General features: G+C 46.4%; 19 protein-coding genes. 8 read left to right on the top strand and 11 right to left on the bottom strand.

Annotation, left to right across the window (positions count from 1 at the left end; translation table 11 throughout):
- Nucleotides 1-133 precede the first annotated feature (133 nt).
- Nucleotides 134-481 carry a 5-carboxymethyl-2-hydroxymuconate Delta-isomerase gene (locus tag A142_RS09750; protein ID WP_017061157.1) on the top strand — a complete coding sequence of 116 codons (348 nt, stop codon included), beginning with the start codon at nucleotides 134-136 and terminating at the stop codon, nucleotides 479-481.
- A gap of 45 nt (nucleotides 482-526) precedes the next feature.
- Nucleotides 527-955: a DUF805 domain-containing protein gene (locus A142_RS09745; protein ID WP_017063673.1), complete on the top strand. Its 429-nt coding sequence runs from the start codon at nucleotides 527-529 to the stop codon at nucleotides 953-955.
- A gap of 53 nt (nucleotides 956-1,008) precedes the next feature.
- Here A142_RS09745 and A142_RS09740 read toward each other — a convergent pair whose 3' ends face one another.
- The 3 genes from A142_RS09740 to glpX all read right to left on the bottom strand — a co-directional run bounded on the left by A142_RS09740 (nucleotide 1,009) and on the right by glpX (nucleotide 3,305).
- Nucleotides 1,009-1,356, bottom strand: a complete 348-nt coding sequence (locus A142_RS09740) for a DUF3135 domain-containing protein (RefSeq protein ID WP_019821532.1) — start codon at nucleotides 1,354-1,356, stop codon at nucleotides 1,009-1,011.
- A gap of 122 nt (nucleotides 1,357-1,478) precedes the next feature.
- Nucleotides 1,479-2,099, bottom strand: coding sequence for a helix-turn-helix transcriptional regulator (locus tag A142_RS09735; protein WP_019821531.1), 621 nt, complete (start codon nucleotides 2,097-2,099; stop codon nucleotides 1,479-1,481).
- 198 nt (nucleotides 2,100-2,297) lie between these two features.
- A complete protein-coding gene (gene glpX / locus A142_RS09730) occupies nucleotides 2,298-3,305 on the bottom strand; it encodes a class II fructose-bisphosphatase (protein WP_017061153.1) in 1,008 nt (335 codons plus the stop codon).
- Nucleotides 3,306-3,629: 324 nt separating this feature from the next.
- On the opposite strand from glpX, the gene zapB reads away from it, so the two are divergent.
- The gene (zapB, locus tag A142_RS09725) at nucleotides 3,630-3,872 is read left to right on the top strand and encodes a cell division protein ZapB (protein ID WP_008219652.1); all 243 of its coding nucleotides are present in this window, start codon (nucleotides 3,630-3,632) and stop codon (nucleotides 3,870-3,872) included.
- A gap of 110 nt (nucleotides 3,873-3,982) precedes the next feature.
- On the opposite strand, the gene rraA is transcribed toward zapB, so the two are convergent.
- The 7 genes from rraA to priA form a co-directional block, all read right to left on the bottom strand.
- The gene (gene rraA / locus A142_RS09720; RefSeq protein ID WP_017071322.1) at nucleotides 3,983-4,501 is read right to left on the bottom strand and encodes a ribonuclease E activity regulator RraA; all 519 of its coding nucleotides are present in this window, start codon (nucleotides 4,499-4,501) and stop codon (nucleotides 3,983-3,985) included.
- Nucleotides 4,502-4,574: 73 nt separating this feature from the next.
- Nucleotides 4,575-5,492, bottom strand: coding sequence for a 1,4-dihydroxy-2-naphthoate polyprenyltransferase (locus tag A142_RS09715; RefSeq protein WP_019821530.1), 918 nt, complete (start codon nucleotides 5,490-5,492; stop codon nucleotides 4,575-4,577).
- Between the two features lie 155 nt (nucleotides 5,493-5,647).
- Nucleotides 5,648-6,988, bottom strand: coding sequence for an HslU--HslV peptidase ATPase subunit (gene hslU, locus A142_RS09710; protein WP_019821529.1), 1,341 nt, complete (start codon nucleotides 6,986-6,988; stop codon nucleotides 5,648-5,650).
- 58 nt (nucleotides 6,989-7,046) lie between these two features.
- Nucleotides 7,047-7,595, bottom strand: coding sequence for an ATP-dependent protease subunit HslV (hslV, locus tag A142_RS09705; RefSeq protein WP_004729692.1), 549 nt, complete (start codon nucleotides 7,593-7,595; stop codon nucleotides 7,047-7,049).
- Between the two features lie 223 nt (nucleotides 7,596-7,818).
- The gene (locus A142_RS09700) at nucleotides 7,819-8,358 is read right to left on the bottom strand and encodes an SPOR domain-containing protein (protein WP_029405385.1); all 540 of its coding nucleotides are present in this window, start codon (nucleotides 8,356-8,358) and stop codon (nucleotides 7,819-7,821) included.
- 122 nt (nucleotides 8,359-8,480) lie between these two features.
- A complete protein-coding gene (gene cytR, locus A142_RS09695; RefSeq protein WP_019821527.1) occupies nucleotides 8,481-9,485 on the bottom strand; it encodes a DNA-binding transcriptional regulator CytR in 1,005 nt (334 codons plus the stop codon).
- 240 nt (nucleotides 9,486-9,725) lie between these two features.
- Nucleotides 9,726-11,927: a primosomal protein N' gene (priA, locus tag A142_RS09690; RefSeq protein ID WP_019821526.1), complete on the bottom strand. Its 2,202-nt coding sequence runs from the start codon at nucleotides 11,925-11,927 to the stop codon at nucleotides 9,726-9,728.
- A gap of 343 nt (nucleotides 11,928-12,270) precedes the next feature.
- Between priA and rpmE the strand changes: the two genes are divergently transcribed.
- Nucleotides 12,271-12,489, top strand: coding sequence for a 50S ribosomal protein L31 (rpmE, locus tag A142_RS09680; protein ID WP_004737142.1), 219 nt, complete (start codon nucleotides 12,271-12,273; stop codon nucleotides 12,487-12,489).
- A gap of 333 nt (nucleotides 12,490-12,822) precedes the next feature.
- Entirely contained in the window at nucleotides 12,823-14,112 is a 1,290-nt protein-coding gene (locus tag A142_RS09675; RefSeq protein ID WP_019821524.1) for a malic enzyme-like NAD(P)-binding protein, read from the top strand.
- A 166-nt stretch (nucleotides 14,113-14,278) separates the two neighbouring features.
- On the opposite strand, the gene metJ is transcribed toward A142_RS09675, so the two are convergent.
- Nucleotides 14,279-14,599, bottom strand: coding sequence for a met regulon transcriptional regulator MetJ (gene metJ / locus A142_RS09670; protein ID WP_004415993.1), 321 nt, complete (start codon nucleotides 14,597-14,599; stop codon nucleotides 14,279-14,281).
- 216 nt (nucleotides 14,600-14,815) lie between these two features.
- Between metJ and A142_RS09665 the strand changes: the two genes are divergently transcribed.
- From A142_RS09665 to metF, 3 genes are all read left to right on the top strand, one after another.
- Entirely contained in the window at nucleotides 14,816-15,997 is a 1,182-nt protein-coding gene (locus A142_RS09665; RefSeq protein ID WP_029405384.1) for an O-succinylhomoserine (thiol)-lyase, read from the top strand.
- 2 nt (nucleotides 15,998-15,999) lie between these two features.
- Nucleotides 16,000-18,411 (top strand): bifunctional aspartate kinase/homoserine dehydrogenase II, encoded by a 2,412-nt coding sequence (locus A142_RS09660; RefSeq protein WP_019821522.1) that lies wholly within the window; start codon nucleotides 16,000-16,002, stop codon nucleotides 18,409-18,411.
- Between the two features lie 276 nt (nucleotides 18,412-18,687).
- On the top strand, nucleotides 18,688-19,587 hold the full coding sequence (gene metF, locus A142_RS09655; protein ID WP_029405383.1) for a methylenetetrahydrofolate reductase: 900 nt from the start codon (nucleotides 18,688-18,690) through the stop codon (nucleotides 19,585-19,587).
- Nucleotides 19,588-19,728: the final 141 nt, after the last annotated feature.

The raw sequence follows: 19,728 nt of genomic DNA, 5'->3' as shown, positions 1-19,728 counted from the left end.
TTACTCAATGGTCAGAGTAGATTTTGAGCATATATCAGTGATCCGGCAGACAGAATAATAGCTAACTTCTCGGATTTTTCATCGTTAGTTGTTATTAAGGGACAAACGATTGCGTTAACAACAGGAAGTAACAATGCCGAATCTAGTTCTAGAGTACTCCAATTCAGTGGATGAGCGAGTAAATATCCAAGGCTTACTGGAAGATCTCCACCAAGTCGCTCTCACATGTGGCTTGTTTGATGTGCCATCAGTGAAATCTCGTTCACTGCGTTGCCATAATTGGTTGGTCGGTGATGAGGAAGATAGTGTAGACTTTATTCATATCAGCTTTGAGTTACTTTCGGGACGAACGGAAGAGCAAAAGCGAGAATTGTCACGATCGTTAATGCAGATCCTGCAAGAACAAGCGAGTCATGTAAGAAGCTTAACAGTGAATATTCGTGATATGGATAAAAGTTGCTTTCAAAAAGTAATAAACTAACCATTGCTGCTGACTTTTAGCGGCGTATAAATTTGAGTATTTAAGATGTCGATGAAAGAATTACTGCTCTCTTTCAAGGGGAGAATTGGTCGTAAGACTTACTGGATTTGGAATGTTTTCTACTACATAGCGATTACCGGTTTTGCTTCAGGTATCTCTGTGTTGTTCCCTGCTTACTCTTATATCCTGCTACCAATCATCCTATTGATGCTTGTGATCCCAGACCTTGCGGTAACCGCTAAGCGCTGGCACGACCGCAATAAGTCTAATTACTGGCTACTATTGAATGTGCCATTAGTATTGGGTCGTTTAGCTTCGCCAATGGTTGCAACGACGACAGAGCCGGTATCGCCAATTCATATGGCGGCAACCGTCGCGGCATTAGTGTGTGGTTTCTGGATTCTGATTGAGTGTGGTTTGTTGAAAGGTACAGAAGGCCGTAATGACTACGGCGAAGATCCATGTAAATATTGATCGATAAGAAGGGAGCATTAAGCTCCCTTTTTCTTTTTAGTGCTTTGCTAATTTCAGTACATTTTAGGTTCGGTATTCGGCTTAAAAGGCACGACATTTTCAGGCAGAGATTCTTCAAAGCCGCAGCGCCCTTCGAGTGCATCTTGGAACTTACAGACCTGACAGCGCAGCTCTTGCATGAGTACGATATTGGCGTGGTGTGGGTTTTTACAACGGCTAACCACTAAGTCGATGTGACTTTGCTGCGCACGAAGTCGGTCTTGCATCACGTCTGAAGCCGAACAAATCATCTGTTCGCACATCTCGTGTTTGAATTGATTGAATGCTTTCGGGTCGCTTTTCGCGAGTTGGACAAGTTCATCAAAGGGTGGCAGTTTTTGAGCGGGTTGTGGATGCGCCATCATTCCTTCCTTAGCATTAAGCGTGTTTCATATGCTCTAAGCTTAAGAAAGAAATCTGTACAAATTTTAATCTATTTGTGTTTTCTCAATATTGAGACGGTATTAGCCGATTACCTTTGCAATCAAAGGGCGGGTGTTAAGGTGTAAGTGCAGCGTCGTTCGCCAGCAATGATGTGCTCTGTACGGCTCACGTGACACTCATCTTTTAGTAACTCAGTAAACACGTTGAGCTCAGATTGGCACAGGCTAGGGCAGCGAGTTGCAGCCTTACAGATAGGGCAGTGGTTCTCAATCAAGATGTAGTGATCATCATGCTCTTGAAGCTCAGCCATGTAGCCTTCGTCTTCACGAAGCTGGGTGAGTTTTTTAAGCTTGCTGATGAGTGAATCACAGCCAGACAGCGCAGTTTGATACTGCTTAAGAGTGTGTTGTTCACGCTCGGCAGCAACCTTAGCCAGCCCTTCTTTACCAAATAGATTCTCGACAGCATCAATCACTTGAATGGTGAGTTCACCATGTCGGTCTGAAAATTGGCTATGACCTTGTTGAGTCAGGGACCAGTGGCGAGTCGGGCGACCCACTTTCACTTTCACATCATGAAACGCAAGAATACCGTCATCTTCCAGGCTTTGCAGATGTTGCCTTGCCCCCATTGTCGTCATGCCAAATTCTTCTGACAGTTGTTTCGCGGTTACCGCGCCTTGACGCTTAATGGTCTGTAAGATTTTGTCGCTTGTTTTCATACTATCCCTACCTCATGAACCTTACTATTATGAGGCAAGGTGTTTATAAAGCAAACCATTTACTATATTGATAGTAATTTACTCGATAGATAGCGTTTTACTCTATTGGCAGCCATAGTGAGATTCTGCTGCGCTAATAAAACAAAAGGCTGATACTTGGTATCAGCCTTCGAATATTCTGCTTAACCGAGTTTTGGCTTACAGGATATGACCTACCACTTCTGGATCTTTACGCTCTAGGTAGTGGATAGATTTGATGCGGCGAATCGTACGGCAACGGCCACGGATAAGCAGAGTTTCTGTGGTTGCGATATTGCCTTGACGAGAAATGCCTTCTAGCAAGTCACCCTTAGTGATGCCTGTTGCTGAGAATACAACGTTGTCGCTGCGAGCCATGTCTTCCATTTTCAACACGATACCCGCCGTTACACCCATTTCTGCACAACGCTCTAGTTCAAGTTCACCGTGTTTGCGGTTCTCTTCTGTGTCGCCTTTTACTTCGTGACGAGGAAGAAGACGACCGTGCATGTCGCCGTCGAGTGCGCGAATTACCGCAGCCGAGACCACACCTTCAGGTGCGCCGCCGATGCAGTACATGACGTCTACTTCGCTGTCTGGCATACACGTTAGGATAGAAGCCGCAACATCACCATCTGGCACTGCGAATACACGAACGCCCATTGCTTGCATGTCGGCGATAACTTGATCGTGACGTGGCTTAGCCAGTGTCGTTACAACCAGTGTATCCAGTGTTTTGCCCAGAGCCTTCGCAATGTTTTCTAGGTTTTCTGTTAGTGGCAGTTCTAGGTCAATCACGCCTTTAGCGCCAGGGCCAACAACCAACTTTTCCATGTACATATCAGGCGCTTTAAGGAAGCTGCCTTTTTCGCCTGCCGCCAATACAGCCAATGCATTTGATTGGCCCATTGCTGTCATGCGTGTCCCTTCAATTGGGTCAACTGCGATGTCGACAGCGTCGCCGCCCACACCTACGTTTTCGCCGATGTATAGCATAGGTGCATCATCGATCTCACCTTCGCCGATAACAATCTCACCGCTAATTTCGGTTTTGTTTAATAGGCTACGCATTACTTCTACAGCAGCGCCATCTGCAGCGTTTTTATCGCCACGGCCAAGCCACTTGTAACCAGCCAGTGCTGCACCTTCTGTGACACGAGAGAATGACATTGCTAAATCGCGTTTCATGCGGACTCCAAAATTTTCAAAGGGGGAATAGAAATTTCGCGGCGAATTTTACCATATCCAAAAGGAAACGTTTGCCTTTTTGTTTTTTGGAGATTGCTCTCGATCAATTCGCAGTGGAAAACAGTTATTATTCATCAAAATAATCGGTTTGCCGTTGTGGCGGTAATCGTTCACGTCAATATTCGGTAAAAAGCGCTGTTTTTTTCATCGAATGGCGCAAAATATCGAATATATTGAGTGTTTATCCTTGCTCTGCTGAGTAGAATGGGGAAATAAGTGGAGTGAACCTTCACCATCAAACGGATAACTTAAAGGTAGGCCAGAATGTCTTTTGAAGTACTAGAGCAGCTAGAAGCAAAAATTCAAACAGCAGTAGATACAATTGCACTTCTTCAAATGGAAGTGGAAGAGCTTAAAGAAGAGAAACAAGCACTAGCAACAGAAGCTGGTGAGCTTAAAGCAAGCCGTCACGAGCTAGAGCAAAAAACTCAGCAAATGCAGGAAGAGCATTCAGCATGGCAAGATCGCATCCGTAACCTTCTTGGTAAAATGGATGAAGTAGAGTAATCGACTCTTCAGATTTAAAAAAACGCCCGCTACTCAGTAGCGGGCGTTTTTGTTTGCGTTCTAATACTTCGTATTCTTATGCTTTGTTGTCGTGTTCAAAGCCGAGTGGGTTACTCGACCTCTTCTTCCTCGACATCCAAATCAAGTTCTACATCTAGAGGTTCGGCAGAAAGAATGATGCCGGTGTTATCTGCGTACAGGTAATCTTCAGGTAAGAAGGTCACGCTGCCAAAGTTCACGGGTACGTCTAATTCACCGACACCTTCTTGGCTCGCACCAACAGGGATAGAAGCTAAGGCTTGGATGCCTAGGTTCATGTCTTCAAGCTCATCGACTTCACGAACGCAGCCGTAAACCACAATCCCTTCCCACTCATTGTCTTCGGCAAGTAGGGCAATCTCAGCATCGATCAGCGCTTTACGTAGTGAGCCGCCACCATCGATTAACAACACACGCCCCAGACCGTCTTGCTCTAGTACAGAGCGAATCAAAGCGTTGTCTTCAAAACACTTTAATGTCGTGATCTGTCCTGCGAAGGATGCACGTCCACCGAAGTTGCTGAACATTGGCTCCACGACATCAACTTGATCCAAATATATGTCGCACAGTGCTGAAGTGTTGTATTCCATTAGTATACCTTTTGAACAATGAGCTTACTTTGAGTATATCGGTGCTTGATCCCTTTGCAATGATTAGTCTCATTTAACTCAATAGAGTTTGAGCTACGACAACCCCTGCAAACAATAGGTTAGTGACCAGTGAGCATTTCACAATCACCGGCATCATTGGTGCGATTTGCGCTGGCTTTTCGGTTTCCCAAACAGCTTTGCCATGCTTGTAAACAATAATAATGCTCAGCAAAAATGGCAGGCTGATCCAGACCGGCTTTTCTTGAATAAGTAGGTAGATAGCGAAAGAAGCAAGGGCGAGGCCAAGCAGAGCAAAATGATAGTGTTTGGCTTTGCGTTGCCCTAGGCGAACCGCCATGGTGCGCTTACCGCATTCGCTGTCGTTTTCGATATCACGCATGTTGTTGATATTGAGTACCGCAACCGCCATCAAGCCACAGCCCAATGCCGGAAGGAATAGGCTTGGTTCAACATGGCCAGTGTGCAAGAAGTAAGTCCCTGAAACACCTAATAAACCGAAGAAGATAAATACCGATAAGTCGCCAAGGCCAATATAGCCATAAGGCTTATTACCGACGGTGTAAGCGATGGCAGCAACAATGGCTAATACGCCTAACGCAATGAAAGATAAGATACTTTCAATCGAGGTTAAGGCATGAAAAATAAGAATCAGCCCAGTGACCATAGTAAACACGATGTTGAGGATGATCGCTTGCTTCATGGTTTTCGCTGTTACCGCGCCAGATTGCATGGCACGTGTTGGCCCCAGACGATTTTCGTTGTCTGTGCCTTTTACGGCGTCGCCATAGTCATTGGCTAGGTTCGATAAAATCTGTAATAGGGTAGCGGTTAAAAAAGCCAGTAGTGCTATCGATAAAGAAAACTGATCGCTGGCGAACGCTAAACTACTTCCTGTAAGAATAGAGACGAGTGCGAGAGGCAGAGTTTTCGGTCGTGCGGCATCAAGCCAAATCAGTAGAGATTGTTTCATCGTAGGTCTATTTCGTTGTAAGTCTTCGTTTCATACTGTGATTTGAGTATACGCCCATTTTTCGGGTAATAAAAAGCCCACTCGAAAGTGGGCCTTGAATTCGCTTATTAGCTGCTATTTCTTTGAGTTAGAGCAATAAGTTGGAGTTTCGTGTGCTACAGGATGAAGCGGCTTAGGTCTTCGTCTTCAACGAACTCGCCAAGCTTCGCTGTTACGTAAGCTTCATCAATAACAAGCTTGCTGCCAGCTTTGTCTGTTGCTTCGAATGAAATCTCATCCATTAGACGCTCCATTACCGTGTGTAGACGACGCGCACCGATGTTCTCAGTGGTTTCGTTTACGCGCCATGCTGCGTCCGCAATCTGGTTGATGCCATCTTCAGTGAACTCAATGCTCACATCTTCTGTTTTCATTAGGGCAATGTATTGCTCTGTTAGAGATGCTTTTGGTTCAGTCAGGATGCGTTTGAAGTCATGCGCTGATAGTGCTTCAAGTTCTACGCGGATTGGTAGACGACCTTGTAGCTCAGGGATCAGGTCAGATGGCTTAGCCACTTGGAATGCGCCTGATGTGATAAACAAGATGTGGTCAGTTTTAACCATGCCGTGCTTGGTTGATACTGTGCTGCCTTCGATAAGAGGTAGTAGGTCACGCTGAACACCTTCGCGAGATACGTCTGGGCCTGAGCTGTCGCCACGCTTACAGATTTTGTCGATCTCATCGATGAAGACGATGCCGTTGTTTTCAGCGTTGAAGATCGCGTTCTCTTTTAGCTCTTCTTGGTTCACAAGCTTTGAAGCTTCTTCTTCCGTCAGTGCTTTGAATGCGTCTTTGATTTTCATCTTACGCTTTTTCTTGGTGTCGCCTGCTAGGTTTTGGAACATGCCTTGCAGCTGGTTTGTCATCTCTTCCATGCCTGGAGGTGACATGATTTCAACGCCCATTTGCGGCGCGGCTACATCAACTTCGATTTCTTTGTCGTCTAACTTACCTTCACGCAGTTTCTTGCGGAAAATCTGGCGAGTGTTTGAAGAGGTGGTGTCTTCAGTTGATTGCTCGTTCTGACCCCAAGCATCACGTGCTGGTGGTAGAAGGGCATCAAGAATGCGTTCTTCAGCTTGTTCTTCAGCGCGGTACTGTACTTTCTCCATCGCTTGTTGGTGTGTCATCTTGATTGCAACGTCCGTTAGATCACGGATGATTGTCTCAACTTCTTTACCAACGTAGCCAACTTCGGTGAACTTAGTCGCTTCTACCTTGATGAAAGGCGCGTTTGCTAGTTTTGCTAGACGGCGAGCAATTTCAGTTTTACCGACACCTGTTGGGCCAATCATTAGGATGTTCTTTGGTGATACTTCAACACGCAGGCTTTCTTCAAGCTGCATACGACGCCAGCGGTTACGCAGAGCGATAGCTACTGAACGCTTAGCGTTGTCTTGGCCGATAATGTGGCGATTGAGTTCGTGAACAATTTCGCGAGGAGTCATCTCAGACATGGTTTTTCCTTAATTCTTTAATCACTGTTGAATACAACGTTATTGATGGAAGCGGTCGTTACTCTGGCTTTGGCAGCTCAACGGTGCTTTCTAGTTCTTCAATAGTGTGGTGATGGTTGGTGAAGACACAGATGTCGCCCGCAATGTTCAGCGACTTTTCTGCGATTTCACGCGCATCTAAATCAGTATTTTCTAATAGTGCAGTAGCGGCTGCTTGAGCGAAGTTACCACCCGAACCGATCGCAATCAGGTCGTTCTCTGGTTGAACTACGTCACCGTTACCAGTGATGATCAGTGAAGCGGTCTCATCCGCTACTGCTAACAGTGCTTCTAACTTACGCAGAGCACGGTCGCTACGCCAATCCTTCGCTAGCTCAACGGCAGCTTTGGTTAGGTGACCTTGGTGCATTTGCAGCTTGCTTTCAAATTTTTCGAATAGCGTGAAAGCATCAGCGGTACCGCCAGCAAAACCTGCCAGTACTTTGTTGTTGTATAGGCGACGTACTTTACGGGCATTGCCCTTCATTACAGTGTTGCCTAGAGATACTTGTCCATCACCCGCGATGACGACTTTATTATTACGACGTACAGATACAATGGTAGTCACGAGTAGGGCCTCTTAATATTTCTTATCTTTGGGTATAAAAAGTATATGAGGATGGCGCTCGGATAATTCAAGGAAGGGTGAGTGATGTCGTGCAAACTTATCGGCGGAAGTTGTAAGGAAATTTGGTTAAAGGGGAGGGGATAAAAGAAAACCTCCACAGTGGGAGGCTTTCGGTGTTTGGTTTTCGGCTTTTACTAAGACCGAGACTGCCGCTGAATCTAAATTACTCGGTGTCTTTCCAAATAGCACAAGGTTCGATTTTCGCTCGTTGCAGCTTATGGCGATCTCGCTCTGCGTCACGCTTCAACTTGTATGGACCTAGAACCACACGGTACCAGCTACTGCCATCTTTCTTGCGGATCTCACTCGAGATACCTTGGAAGGCAATATCCAACTTACGAGCTTCTGCCTGCGACGAGGTTTTGTAAGCGCCACACTGCATGATGTAAGGGATCTTCGAGATCTCTTGCTCTTTGGCTTTCACTTCGATTTCGCGGCTTGGCAGCGTTTCAACGTAGTCCCATTTCTCTTCAGGAGGCGGCGGAATCACTTTCGCTGGTTTTGGCTTAGGTTTTGGTTTGGTTACCACAGGAGCAGGTGCTGGCGGCTCAGGATCATTACTCAATAGGTAAAGTCCGTAACCAAAACCACCGGCAAGGAGTATCGCCAAAAGACCACTGCGCCAAGGTTTACGGCGAGGGGCTTGTTTTTTGGTCGGTTTTTTCGTACCACGACCGCGCTTTACATAATCTCTATTAGCCACAAGACAATTCAATAGTTGCTGATTCTGCCCTCATGGTAATCCAGATTGCGCGAGGATAATAGTGCAGAAATGGAAGCGGCACATCAAAATGTGCCGCAGATTTGTAAGGGTATTTTTGAAGGTTACATTCGAGGTGGTGCTGTACTGCCTCGAACCACTAATTTAGCTTCAAGTAGACGCGAACCTGCTTGCACATCGTTGCCTTTCAGTAGATCAAGCATCATCAACATCGCTTGGCGTCCAATCTCATAACGAGGCTGAGAAATGGTAGTTAGCGGTGGATCGCAGTATTGAGCGAATTGGATGTCATCAAAGCCGACAATCGATAGGTCTTGAGGAACGCGTAAGCCCAGCTTCTTCGCTTCTTGAATCGCGCCAATGGCCATCGCGTCGTTATGACAGAAGATAGCTGTAGGCTGTTCAGGAAGTGCCAACAATCGACGAACCGCTTGAGCACCGGCTTCAAAAGTAAAGTCGCCGACAGTGCTATAGGCAGGGTTCATTGATACTCCAGCGCGACGCAGCGCTTGTTGATAGCCTTGTTGGCGGAACTTACACAGCGTTGCCGATACTGGCCCTGATATTTGAGCGATACGCTTATGACCTAACTGAGCTAGGTAGTTCACGGCTTCAAATGCAGAGGTCAGGTTATCGATGTGTACGGTAGGAAGTTCAAGTTCAGGGGCAAACTCACACGCCATCACCATTGGTGGTAAGTTCTTTTGTTCAGACTTACTGACGTCAAATGGATGGTCAGTGCCAAGCAATAGCATACCGTCAGCTTGTTTGGTGAAAACTAAGTTAACAAACGAAGACTCACGCTTCTTTTGTTGGCCGCTATCACCCAGTAAGACAAGGTAGTCATTTTCTACTGCGGCATCTTCGATACCACGAATGATCTCGGCGAAATAAGGGTCACAGATATCAGGAACGATAGTGATGATGGTTTTTGATTCGTTGCGACGTAAGTTTCTAGCTAATGTATTGGGTGAGTATCCAGCTTCAAGTACTGCTGTTTCCACTCGTTTGCGAGTCGAAACTGAGACTTTCTCAGGGTTCATCAATGCACGTGATACCGTGGCTGTTGAGACGCCTGCTAGCTGGGCAACATCCTTCATTGTCGCCATAAATTAAACCCTCTTTTAAGTTCCTTTGCCGCCTAAGTATCTAAGGCGTGAATAATAAATGTAATCGAATAGATATTATGAAAGTGTTGCTAACACTTTTTTTATTGCAATATTTTATTCGTTTAATCCGTGTAAAGTTACGGCTAGATTAACAAAAATCACATGACTAGTGTGAAGTTGCTCACGAGAAATATGAAATATTTGTGAACAAACTTATCATTAGTTTTAACCCAAGTGGGTTTAACTCAAATCTTGCGGCTCAATATCGAGTGACCAGCGAACTTTTTTCGCAGCAGGTAACATATTGATGGCCGGCTTGGCACTCATTAATAGCTTCTGCATTAACGAGCGCGTCTGAGTTTGTAAGATTAACTGCCAGCGCGATTTGCCTGCACGTTTTGCTAACGGAGCCGGGGTTGGCCCTAACACCATGCAATATTGGTCAAACAACGGATGTGATTCCAATGTGTGACGAACCTGACGCAAGAACTCTTCCACCAAGCGGGTGTCATTGGCTTCTGCTCTAAACAGCGTCATAAAGGTATAAGGCGGTAACATTGCCTGCTTACGTTCTGCCAGCGCCGTCTGAGCAAAATGGTTGTAGTCTTTGTGTAGCAAGGCTTGCAGCAACCCATGTTCTGGGTGGTGGGTTTGTAAGATCACCTCACCGGGTTTGCTTGATCGCCCTGCGCGTCCCGCTACTTGGATGAATAGCTGGGCAAGACGTTCAGACGCACGGAAGTCACTACTATATAAAGAGCCATCCACATCCAATAACGCCACAAGTGTCACGTCAGGGAAATGGTGACCCTTAGCAAGCATCTGCGTGCCGATAAGAATTTGGAATTCACCCTTACGAATCGACTCGAGCGCGCTTTCTAAGCTGCCTTTACGGCGGGTGCTGTCGCGGTCAATACGAATGGTTTTGTATTCCGGGAATAGTTGACCAAGTTGAGCTTCTAACTGCTCGGTCCCGACACCCACTGTCACTAAGTTTGCAGATCCACAGCCTTGGCAATTGTGCACGATATGCTGCTGAGAACCACAGTGGTGGCAGCGCATCTCATTGCTGTATTGGTGATAGGTGTAGTAAGCATCGCAACGTTTACATTCGGCTGTCCAACCACAATCGTGACACATTAATGCCGGAGAAAACCCTCGACGATTGAGGAACAGCATCACTTGGTTGCCAGCTTTGAGGTGTCTTTGCATCTCTGCAATTAACGACGCAGACAAACCACTTTCTAGATATTCACCTTTAACATCCAACACCTTATTGGTGGTCGGCAGTGCGACACCCGCACGTGAAGTCAGGGTGAGATAACTGTATTTGCCGATCTGAGCGTTGTGCAGCGTCTCAAAGGCTGGAGTCGCCGAGCCTAACACAACCGGGATCTGCGCTTTATGAGCACGCATGATCGCCACATCTCGAGCGTGGTAGCGCAGGCTATCTTGCTGTTTATAAGAGGCATCGTGCTCTTCGTCGACAATGATAATGCCTAGGTCAGCAAACGGCGTGAACAGAGCTGAACGGGTACCAATCACGATGCCCGCTATTTTATCGCGCGCCGATAACCAAGCATTCAGTCGCTCAGAATCGTTTAAGCCCGAGTGGATAACCTCAACAGGTACATTAAAGCGTCGCTTAAAGCGGTTAATCGTTTGAGGGGTGAGACCAATCTCGGGCACGAGCACTAATGCTTGTTTACCTTGGTCGAGAATCGGCTTAATCATATTCAGGTAGACCTCGGTCTTACCTGAGCCAGTGACACCCTCTAGCAGGAAACAACCGAAGTCGGTCTGGCTATTTACGGTCGCAATCGCGATGGCTTGTTCGGCATTGAGTTTAGGCTTGTCTTGGTCGTTTTCAAGATCAACTGGCCACGGCTGACGCTTTGGCTTTTTCTCTACCGATTCAATCCAGCCTTTCTCTTCTAGTGTCTTGAGTACGGCGCTGCCAACTTCTTCATCAATGAACTCTTGATGGGGAACGGGGCCTTGCTCAAGCATATGCATCACTTTGGCTTGCTTGACCGCGCGACCAAAACCTTGCATTAACTGATCTTTGCCTGATGGCGTTAACTGCCACTCAACCAGCGTCGCGAAGTCGGCGGCTTTGCCTTTTCTTAGAGCGCTCGGAAGGGCGTTAGCAAAGGTTTCGCCAAGGGGGTACTGATAAAACTGACTGCACCACATTAACAGTGAATAGACAGATTCCGGCCAAACAGGCTGATTGTCTAATAAGGCTTTAATGGGTTTGAGCTTGTCTAGCTCGAATTCAGATTCGTTAACCAGAGCCGTGACAATGCCGGTTAAGGTTTGTCGTCCAAAAGGCACAGAGACTCGTCCACCAATAATCGGAAATAGGTGGCTTGGAATCTTGTAATCGAACTGCTTGTCGAGTGGAACAGGCAGTGCCACGCGGGCAATCATTGGACGCATAAAGGGACGGCTTTATCTGAGTTGACGAGAGCGAACAGTCTAAAGGATAAGGCGGTTAAATTCGAGGAGCAGTTTGAATGAGAGAGGGCAAGCTAACGCATGGAGGCAGCTTCATCCCCAAATTTCAATCAACGCTTCTGCTTAAAAAGGAAATAAAGACACAATTGGTGAAAAATGTATCAAATCAGTTGATCCTGCCTTATAGATTCATTACTATACTGCGCCTTAAAGGTATGGCTTCGTCACTCTTTTGTGCGAATGCGGTGTCTTTATTTCTTTTTTAAACTACGTGTGGTGTGCGGCTTAGAATCGTATAGCGACACGGCCTACTTGAGGTTATCCCATGAAAGCTGGAATCCACCCAGAATACAAAGCAGTTACTGCTACTTGTTCTTGCGGCAACACATTTGAGTTCAACTCAACGCTAGCAAAAGAATCAATCCACCTAGACGTATGTGACAAATGTCACCCGTTCTACACTGGTAAGCAACGTATCGTAGATACAGGCGGCCGTGTTGATCGCTTCAACAAGCGTTTCGGTGCTCTTTCTAGCAAGAAGTAATTCTCGCTATTTAGACATAAAAAGGACACTTCGGTGTCCTTTTTTGTTGCCTGCAATTTGTAAAATTACTGACTTCCATTCAAGTATCCATCTCACCTAACGATAAGTTGCCTCTTTATTCTATTGCAGGGCAGTTCCTTGCTTATCATTCACCACTAAAATTCCGCACGAAAGTTCAACAAGCGATAGTAATTTCAACTGCTCACTGGTCTTATTAGTAGTGAAATCTCGTTTTTTAATGAGACAGAGGCTTCAACCACCTAGGAACTTTGAAGTACATCCATTAACATGAACAAGATCCCCCAAATAATAATATCCTAGGAACCTACACCTATGTCTGAAGACAGCAGCCAAGCTCAATCCTCTCAAGAATTATCACCTCAAGAACAATTCCGTCAGCAAGCTCTTGATTATCATGAGTTCCCGATTCCAGGCAAAATTGCCGTAGAACTGACGAAGCCTGCAAACTCTGCAGAAGACCTAGCACTTGCATACAGCCCAGGCGTGGCTGAGCCTGTTCGCGAGATCGCACAGAACGTTGATAACGTCTATAAGTACACAGGTAAAGGCAACATGGTTGCTGTTATCTCTAACGGTACAGCGATTCTTGGCCTAGGTAACCTTGGTCCTATTGCTTCTAAACCAGTAATGGAAGGTAAAGCGCTCCTGTTTAAGCGTTTTGCTGGTTTAGATTCTATCGATATTGAAGTGAAACACCGCACAATCGATGAGTTCGTTGATACGGTTGCGAATATCGCAGATACATTCGGCGGTATTAACCTAGAAGACATCAAAGCACCAGACTGTTTTGAGATTGAACGTCGCCTGATTGAACGTTGTGATGTGCCGGTATTCCACGATGACCAACACGGTACAGCGATTGTAACGGCAGCGGGTATGCTGAACGCGATCGAGCTTCAAGGTAAGAAACTTGAAGAGTGTAAGATCGTTTGTTTAGGTGCTGGCGCAGCGGCGGTTGCTTGTATGGAACTACTGATTAAGTGTGGCGCTCAGCGTGAAAAAATCTACATGCTTGACCGTAAAGGTGTGATTCACACTCGTCGTGATGACCTAAATGAATACAAAGAGCTGTTCGCAAATAACACTGACAAGCGAACGCTTGAAGATGTTATCGAAGGCGCTGACCTATTCTTGGGTGTATCGGGTCCTAACCTACTGCCTGCTGAAGCACTAACGTTGATGGCTGATAAGCCTGTTGTGTTTGCATGTTCAAACCCAGATCCAGAGATCAAGCCTGAGCTTGCACACGAAGTTCGTTCTGACCTAATCATGGGTACAGGCCGCAGTGATTACCCTAACCAAGTAAACAACGTACTTTGTTTCCCATTCATTTTCCGTGGTGCACTAGACGTGCGTGCGAGCGAAATTAATGACGAAATGAAGCTAGCGGCGGTTAAAGCGATTCGTGAACTGGCGAAAGAAGCAGTTCCAGCTGAAGTACTAGCAGCTGCGGGCGAGACTGCACTGGAGTTCGGTAAGGGTTACATCATTCCTAAGCCAATGGACCCACGTCTACTTCCTCGCGTAGCACGAGCAGTTGCGGAAGCGGCTGTTGAATCTGGCGTAGCTCGTATCGAGATGCCTGCTAACTATATGGCTTAATAGCTGTTGCTCTATTGAGCCAAAAAGAATAATAAAAAACCGACTCATCTGGAGTCGGTTTTTTTATGTCTATCATTCACAGCGCAATCATAAAAAGCTATGCGCGATGTGATAAATAAGGTTCAGCTAGAGCGAATCAATAATGAAGGCAGTGACTGAGTTGTTTTTATTCTTCGTCAAACGCTTCGAACTCGATACCCATCTCTGTCATCAGCTTTTTCACTTCAGCAGGAATATCGTCTGGGCGGTCTTTACGAAGGTCTTCATCCGTTGGTAGTGGTTGGCCTGTGTACGCATGTAGAAAGGCTTCGCACAGTAGCTCACTGTTTGTTGCATGGCGTAGGTTATTAATCTGGCGGCGAGTACGCTCGTCAGTAAGAACCTTTAACACTTTTAGAGGGATAGAAACTGTAATTTTCTTTACTTGTTCGCTTTTCTTTCCATGCTCAGCATATGGGCTTATGTATTCACCATTCCAGTCGGCCATTGCGTACCTTCATCACTTTAGTTGTTAGAATAAATTAATAGTGGTGATTTTAGCGGGATTTACTGCCATAAGCAAAGACATATAGACATATAGACGTCTAGAAGTGTTGACGTCTCACGTTTATGAAAGTAAAGTGAATAACATATATCTAACACAGCCGCAAAATGCCGACAAGCAGCTGTGATTCTCAGACGCAAAACTTGTAAGGAAGCACCTATGAGCAGCCGGAAGCCAGCAACAATCGCAGTACGTACTGGTATCGAGTCAGACACGCAACACCATGCCGTTGTCCCACCCATTTATCTTTCGACTAACTATGGGTTTCCCGCTTTTGGTGAAGTGCCAAAGTACGATTACACCCGTTCTGGTAACCCAAACCGCGGTTTATTAGAGACGGCACTGTTTGAGCTTGAATCAGGCAAAGGCGCGGTTGTGACTAACTGCGGTACTTCGGCGCTTAACTTATGGGTTTCGGCTTTCTTAGGCGGCGATGATCTTATTATTGCACCGCACGACTGCTACGGCGGTACGTACCGTCTGTTTAACACTCGCTCGCTAAAAGGTGACTTCAAAGTTCTGTTCGTTGATCAATCGGATCAAGCCGCGCTGGATGCGGCGATCGCGCTTAAGCCAAAGTTGATCTTAATCGAAACACCATCGAATCCACTGGTTCGTGTGGTTGATATTGCAGAAACTTGCCGTAAAGCGAAAGAGGTTGGTGCTCTGGTTGCTGTCGACAACACGTTTTTGACTCCTGTGTTCCAAAAGCCTTTAGAACTGGGTGCGGATTTTGTTATCCACTCAACCACTAAGTACATCAACGGACACTCGGACGTTATTGGTGGCGTTGTCGTCACGAAAACGGAAGAGCACGCTGAAGAGCTAGCATGGTGGGGCAACTGTATTGGTGCGACCGGCACACCATTTGATAGCTACATGACTCTACGTGGTATTCGTACGCTAGGTGCGCGTATGCGAGTTCATGAAGAAAGCTCACGTGAAATTCTGGCATCTCTGCAGCAACAAGATTTAGTAGGCACTATTTACCACCCAAGTCTTCCTGAACACCCAGGTCATGATATTGCGAAGAAACAGCAGTTTGGCTTTGGTTCAATGCTGAGCTTTGAGTTTTCGGGCTCATTCGAGGCGCTTAAATACTTTGTTGATAAGTTAGAGCTGTTTTCTTTGGCAGAATCATTGGGCGGCGTTGAAAGCCTGATTTGTCACCCTGCGTCTATGACTCACCGCGCGATGGGCGAAGAAGCATTAGCAGAAGCGGGTGTTTCTCAGCAACTACTGCGTCTATCTGTTGGCCTTGAAGATGCAGAAGACCTAATCGATGACCTCAAGCAAGCGTTTGAAAAGACACAGCGCTTTATCGCTGAAGGGGAGGGTTAATAATGGCAACCTTTCGCCAGCTACATAAATTTGGTGGCAGCAGTTTAGCGAATCCTGAATGTTACCAACGCGTGGTCAACATTCTTAGAGAATACTCATCAGCATCTGATTTGGTGGTGGTATCGGCAGCAGGCAAAACAACCAACCGTTTAATTGAATTTGTTGAAGCGCTCGACAAAGATGGTCGTATTGCCCATGAATGCCTACAAGCACTTCGTCAGTTCCAACTCGATCTGATTGAAGCACTGCTTGAGGGTGAATCAGCCGCACAACTTACTGCAACCATTCAACAAGAATTTACCGCTTTGGGTGAGCTAACGGCTCCCTTGAGCGAAGCACAAAAAGCAAAAGTGCTAGGACACGGTGAGGTTTGGTCTTCACGTCTACTCGCGGCTTTGTTGTGCCAACATGATTTACAAGCCGTTGCTCAAGATGCGCGTGCTTTTTTACGTGCAGAAGTGGGCGCTCAGCCTGAAGTCGACCGCGCACGTTCTTACCCTCTGATTAAAGAAGCTCTGGCGCAGCATGCACATTGCCGCGTGGTGATTACGGGCTTTATGGCTCAGAACTGCGAGGGTGAAACCGTACTGCTTGGTCGCAACGGTTCGGATTACTCAGCGACCGTGATTGGTGCTTTGGCTGAAATTGAACGCGTGACGATTTGGAGTGATGTGGCGGGCGTTTACAGCGCTGACCCTCGTCTGGTTTCAGATGCGTGTCTATTGCCTCTACTTCGCCTTGATGAAGCCAGCGAATTGGCTCGTCTTGCCGCTCCAGTGCTTCACAGCCGAACACTACAGCCTGTGGCTCAAAGTGCTATGGATTTAAGCTTACGCTGCAGCTATCAGCCAGAAGCGGGCTCTACACAGATCGAGCGTGTATTGGCATCGGGTCGTGGCGCAAAAATTATTACCTCTTTGGATGAAGTGCTTATCGTGCAACTGACCTTTGGTCACGGCCATGATTTCGACCGTCTAGAGAGTGAAGTGCTTGAAGGGCTTAAGCGTGCTCAACTTGAGCCGCTTGCTTATGAGCTTGAACCGGATCAACACTGTTTGCGTCTTGCCTACACAGAAGAGATCGCTGGTGGTGCATTAGAATATCTCCAAGACCATGCGATTGAAGCTGAGATTAAGCTAAAAGAAGGTTTCTCTCTGATTGCTGCAGTGGGTGCGGGTGTGACTAAGAACCCGAACCATTGCTACGGTTTCTACCAGCAGCTTAAGAGCTCTCCGGTTGAGTTCATCTCAGAAGCGAACTCAGGCTTAAGCTTGGTGGCTGTGATTCGTAAGAGTGAAACATCAAGTCTAGTGAAAGGCATTCATTCTCAACTGTTCCAAGCGCAGAAGCGTGTTGCGATTGCCTTGTGTGGTAAGGGCAATATTGGTTCAAGCTGGTTAAGCCTGTTTGCTGAGCAAAAAGCGGAACTTGAAAAGCGCCGTGGAATGAACTTTGAATTGGTTGCCGTGGTTGATAGCCAAACCTATTGGTTCGACGATCAAGGCATTGATGCGACTTCGGTAGGTAAGCGCTTTGACGACGAAGCGATTGCTAACAATGGTAACGACTGGTTAGAGCGTTTGGGCTCTATTCAAGGTTATGACGAAGCAGTGGTTCTGGATGTGACTGCGAGCCCAGTGCTTGCAGCAAAGTATCTGCAAATCGCACAACAAGGTATTCACCTAATCTCGGCGAACAAGGTGGCAGGTTCTGCATCGAGCGAGTATTACCATCAAGTACAAGATGCTTTCGCTAAGATCAGCCGTCATTGGTTGTACAACGCGACAGTGGGTGCTGGATTGCCGATTAACCACACGGTACGTGACCTACGTGAAAGTGGCGATGACATCATTGCGTTGTCTGGCATTTTCTCGGGCACGTTGTCTTGGTTGTTCCAACAGTTTGATGGCACCGTGCCGTTCAGCGAGTTGGTTGACTTAGCATGGCAACAAGGCCTTACGGAACCTGACCCTCGTGCTGACCTAGATGGCTCAGACGTGATGCGTAAGCTGGTGATTCTGGCGCGTGAATCTGGTTTGGATATCGAACCTGAAAACGTAAAAGTGGAATCGCTCGTACCTGCAAAGCTGCAAGATCTATCTGTGGATGACTTCTTCGACAAAGCTTCTGTACTGAGCGAAGAGCTGGCTGAGCGTTTAGAGAAAGCGCACTCTCAACAGAAAGTTCTACGTTACGTAGCGCGTTTGGAGAAGAACGGTAAGGCAACCGTAGGCGTTGAAGCACTGTCTAAAGAACATGCTCTGGCGAACTTGTTGCCTTGCGACAACATCTTTGCGATTGAGAGCAAATGGTACAAAGATAATCCATTGGTTATCCGTGGCCCAGGTGCAGGACGTGAAGTCACAGCTGGTGCAATTCAATCTGATCTAAACAGAATGTCTAGCCTGTTTTGATTTTCAAATCGGTTGGTTTAGTGTCTAAATAGCATACTATTCACTAAGATAAATGAGGCTGAAAGCACGATGTGTTTCTCAGCCTTTTTTCTTCCTTATTTCTGCTTTGCGACCCATCTAATGACTTGAGTTTTACTCACGATCTACTTGAAAAAAATTCATAATGGATCTGTTGACATTAAATCGTATTCAATACATCCTACAGACATATAGACGTCTAAACGTCGTTTAAGGATTTGAGTTTTTAGTGGTTGCTTTTGCCACAGGGAGAGTAAGATGGGATACACACACGCTAGTCATATCGACGCTTTAAATCAGAATATCGCTGAGCTTTCTGACAACATCAATGTGTCATTTGAGTTTTTTCCACCAAGCAATGAGAAGATGGAAGAGACCCTGTGGAATTCTGTTCACCGTCTTAAAACACTTCAACCAAAGTTTGTATCGGTAACTTACGGTGCAAACTCGGGCGAACGTGACCGTACTCACTCAATCATTAAAGAAATTAAGAACCAAACCGGCCTAGTGGCTGCACCGCACCTAACGTGTATTGATGCGAGTCGCGAAGAGCTGATTCAAATTGCCGACGATTACTGGGCGAATGGTATCGAGAGTATTGTTGCGTTGCGTGGTGATATTCCAGCAGGCGGCGGCGCGCCAGATATGTACGCATCTGACCTAGTCGAGCTACTTAAATCTCGCCACGATTTTGATATCTCAGTAGCGGCATTCCCTGAGGTTCACCCTGAAGCAAAAAGCGCTCAATCGGATCTTATTAACCTTAAGCGTAAAGTCGATGCGGGTGCTAACCGTGCTATCACTCAGTTCTTCTTCGATGTTGAAAGCTACCTACGTTTCCGAGACCGCTGTGTGGCGGCTGGTGTAGATGTTGAAATTGTTCCGGGCATCCTACCGGTTTCTAACTTCAAGCAAGCGTCTCGCTTTGCTGCGATGAACAACGTAAAAGTACCGGGTTGGATGGCGAAGCAGTTTGAAGGTTTGGATGATGATCCAACGACTCGTCAGCTTGTTGGTGCTAGCCAAGCAATTGATATGGTTCGTACACTGAGCCGTGAAGGTGTGAAAGACTTCCACTTCTACACGCTAAACCGTGCAGAAATGACTTACGCACTTTGCCACACATTAGGTGTTCGTCCACAAGTCGCTGCGCTTTAAGCAAAGTCTAAGAAGTAAAGCCTAAGTGCTTGTAAAAGCCTCTGGCTGTAAAATTTCAAATCCTATAGATACAAAAAAGGCTTGGACTCTAAGAGTTCAAGCCTTTTGCTATTCTAGCTTCTAGCTTCTAGCTTCTAGCTT

The sequence above is a fragment of the Vibrio splendidus 12E03 genome, from assembly GCF_000272105.2.
Taxonomy (GTDB): domain Bacteria; phylum Pseudomonadota; class Gammaproteobacteria; order Enterobacterales; family Vibrionaceae; genus Vibrio; species Vibrio splendidus_I.
Note: the sequence above shows the minus strand (reverse complement) of the source record. Positions and strands in the feature narration are given on the sequence as shown.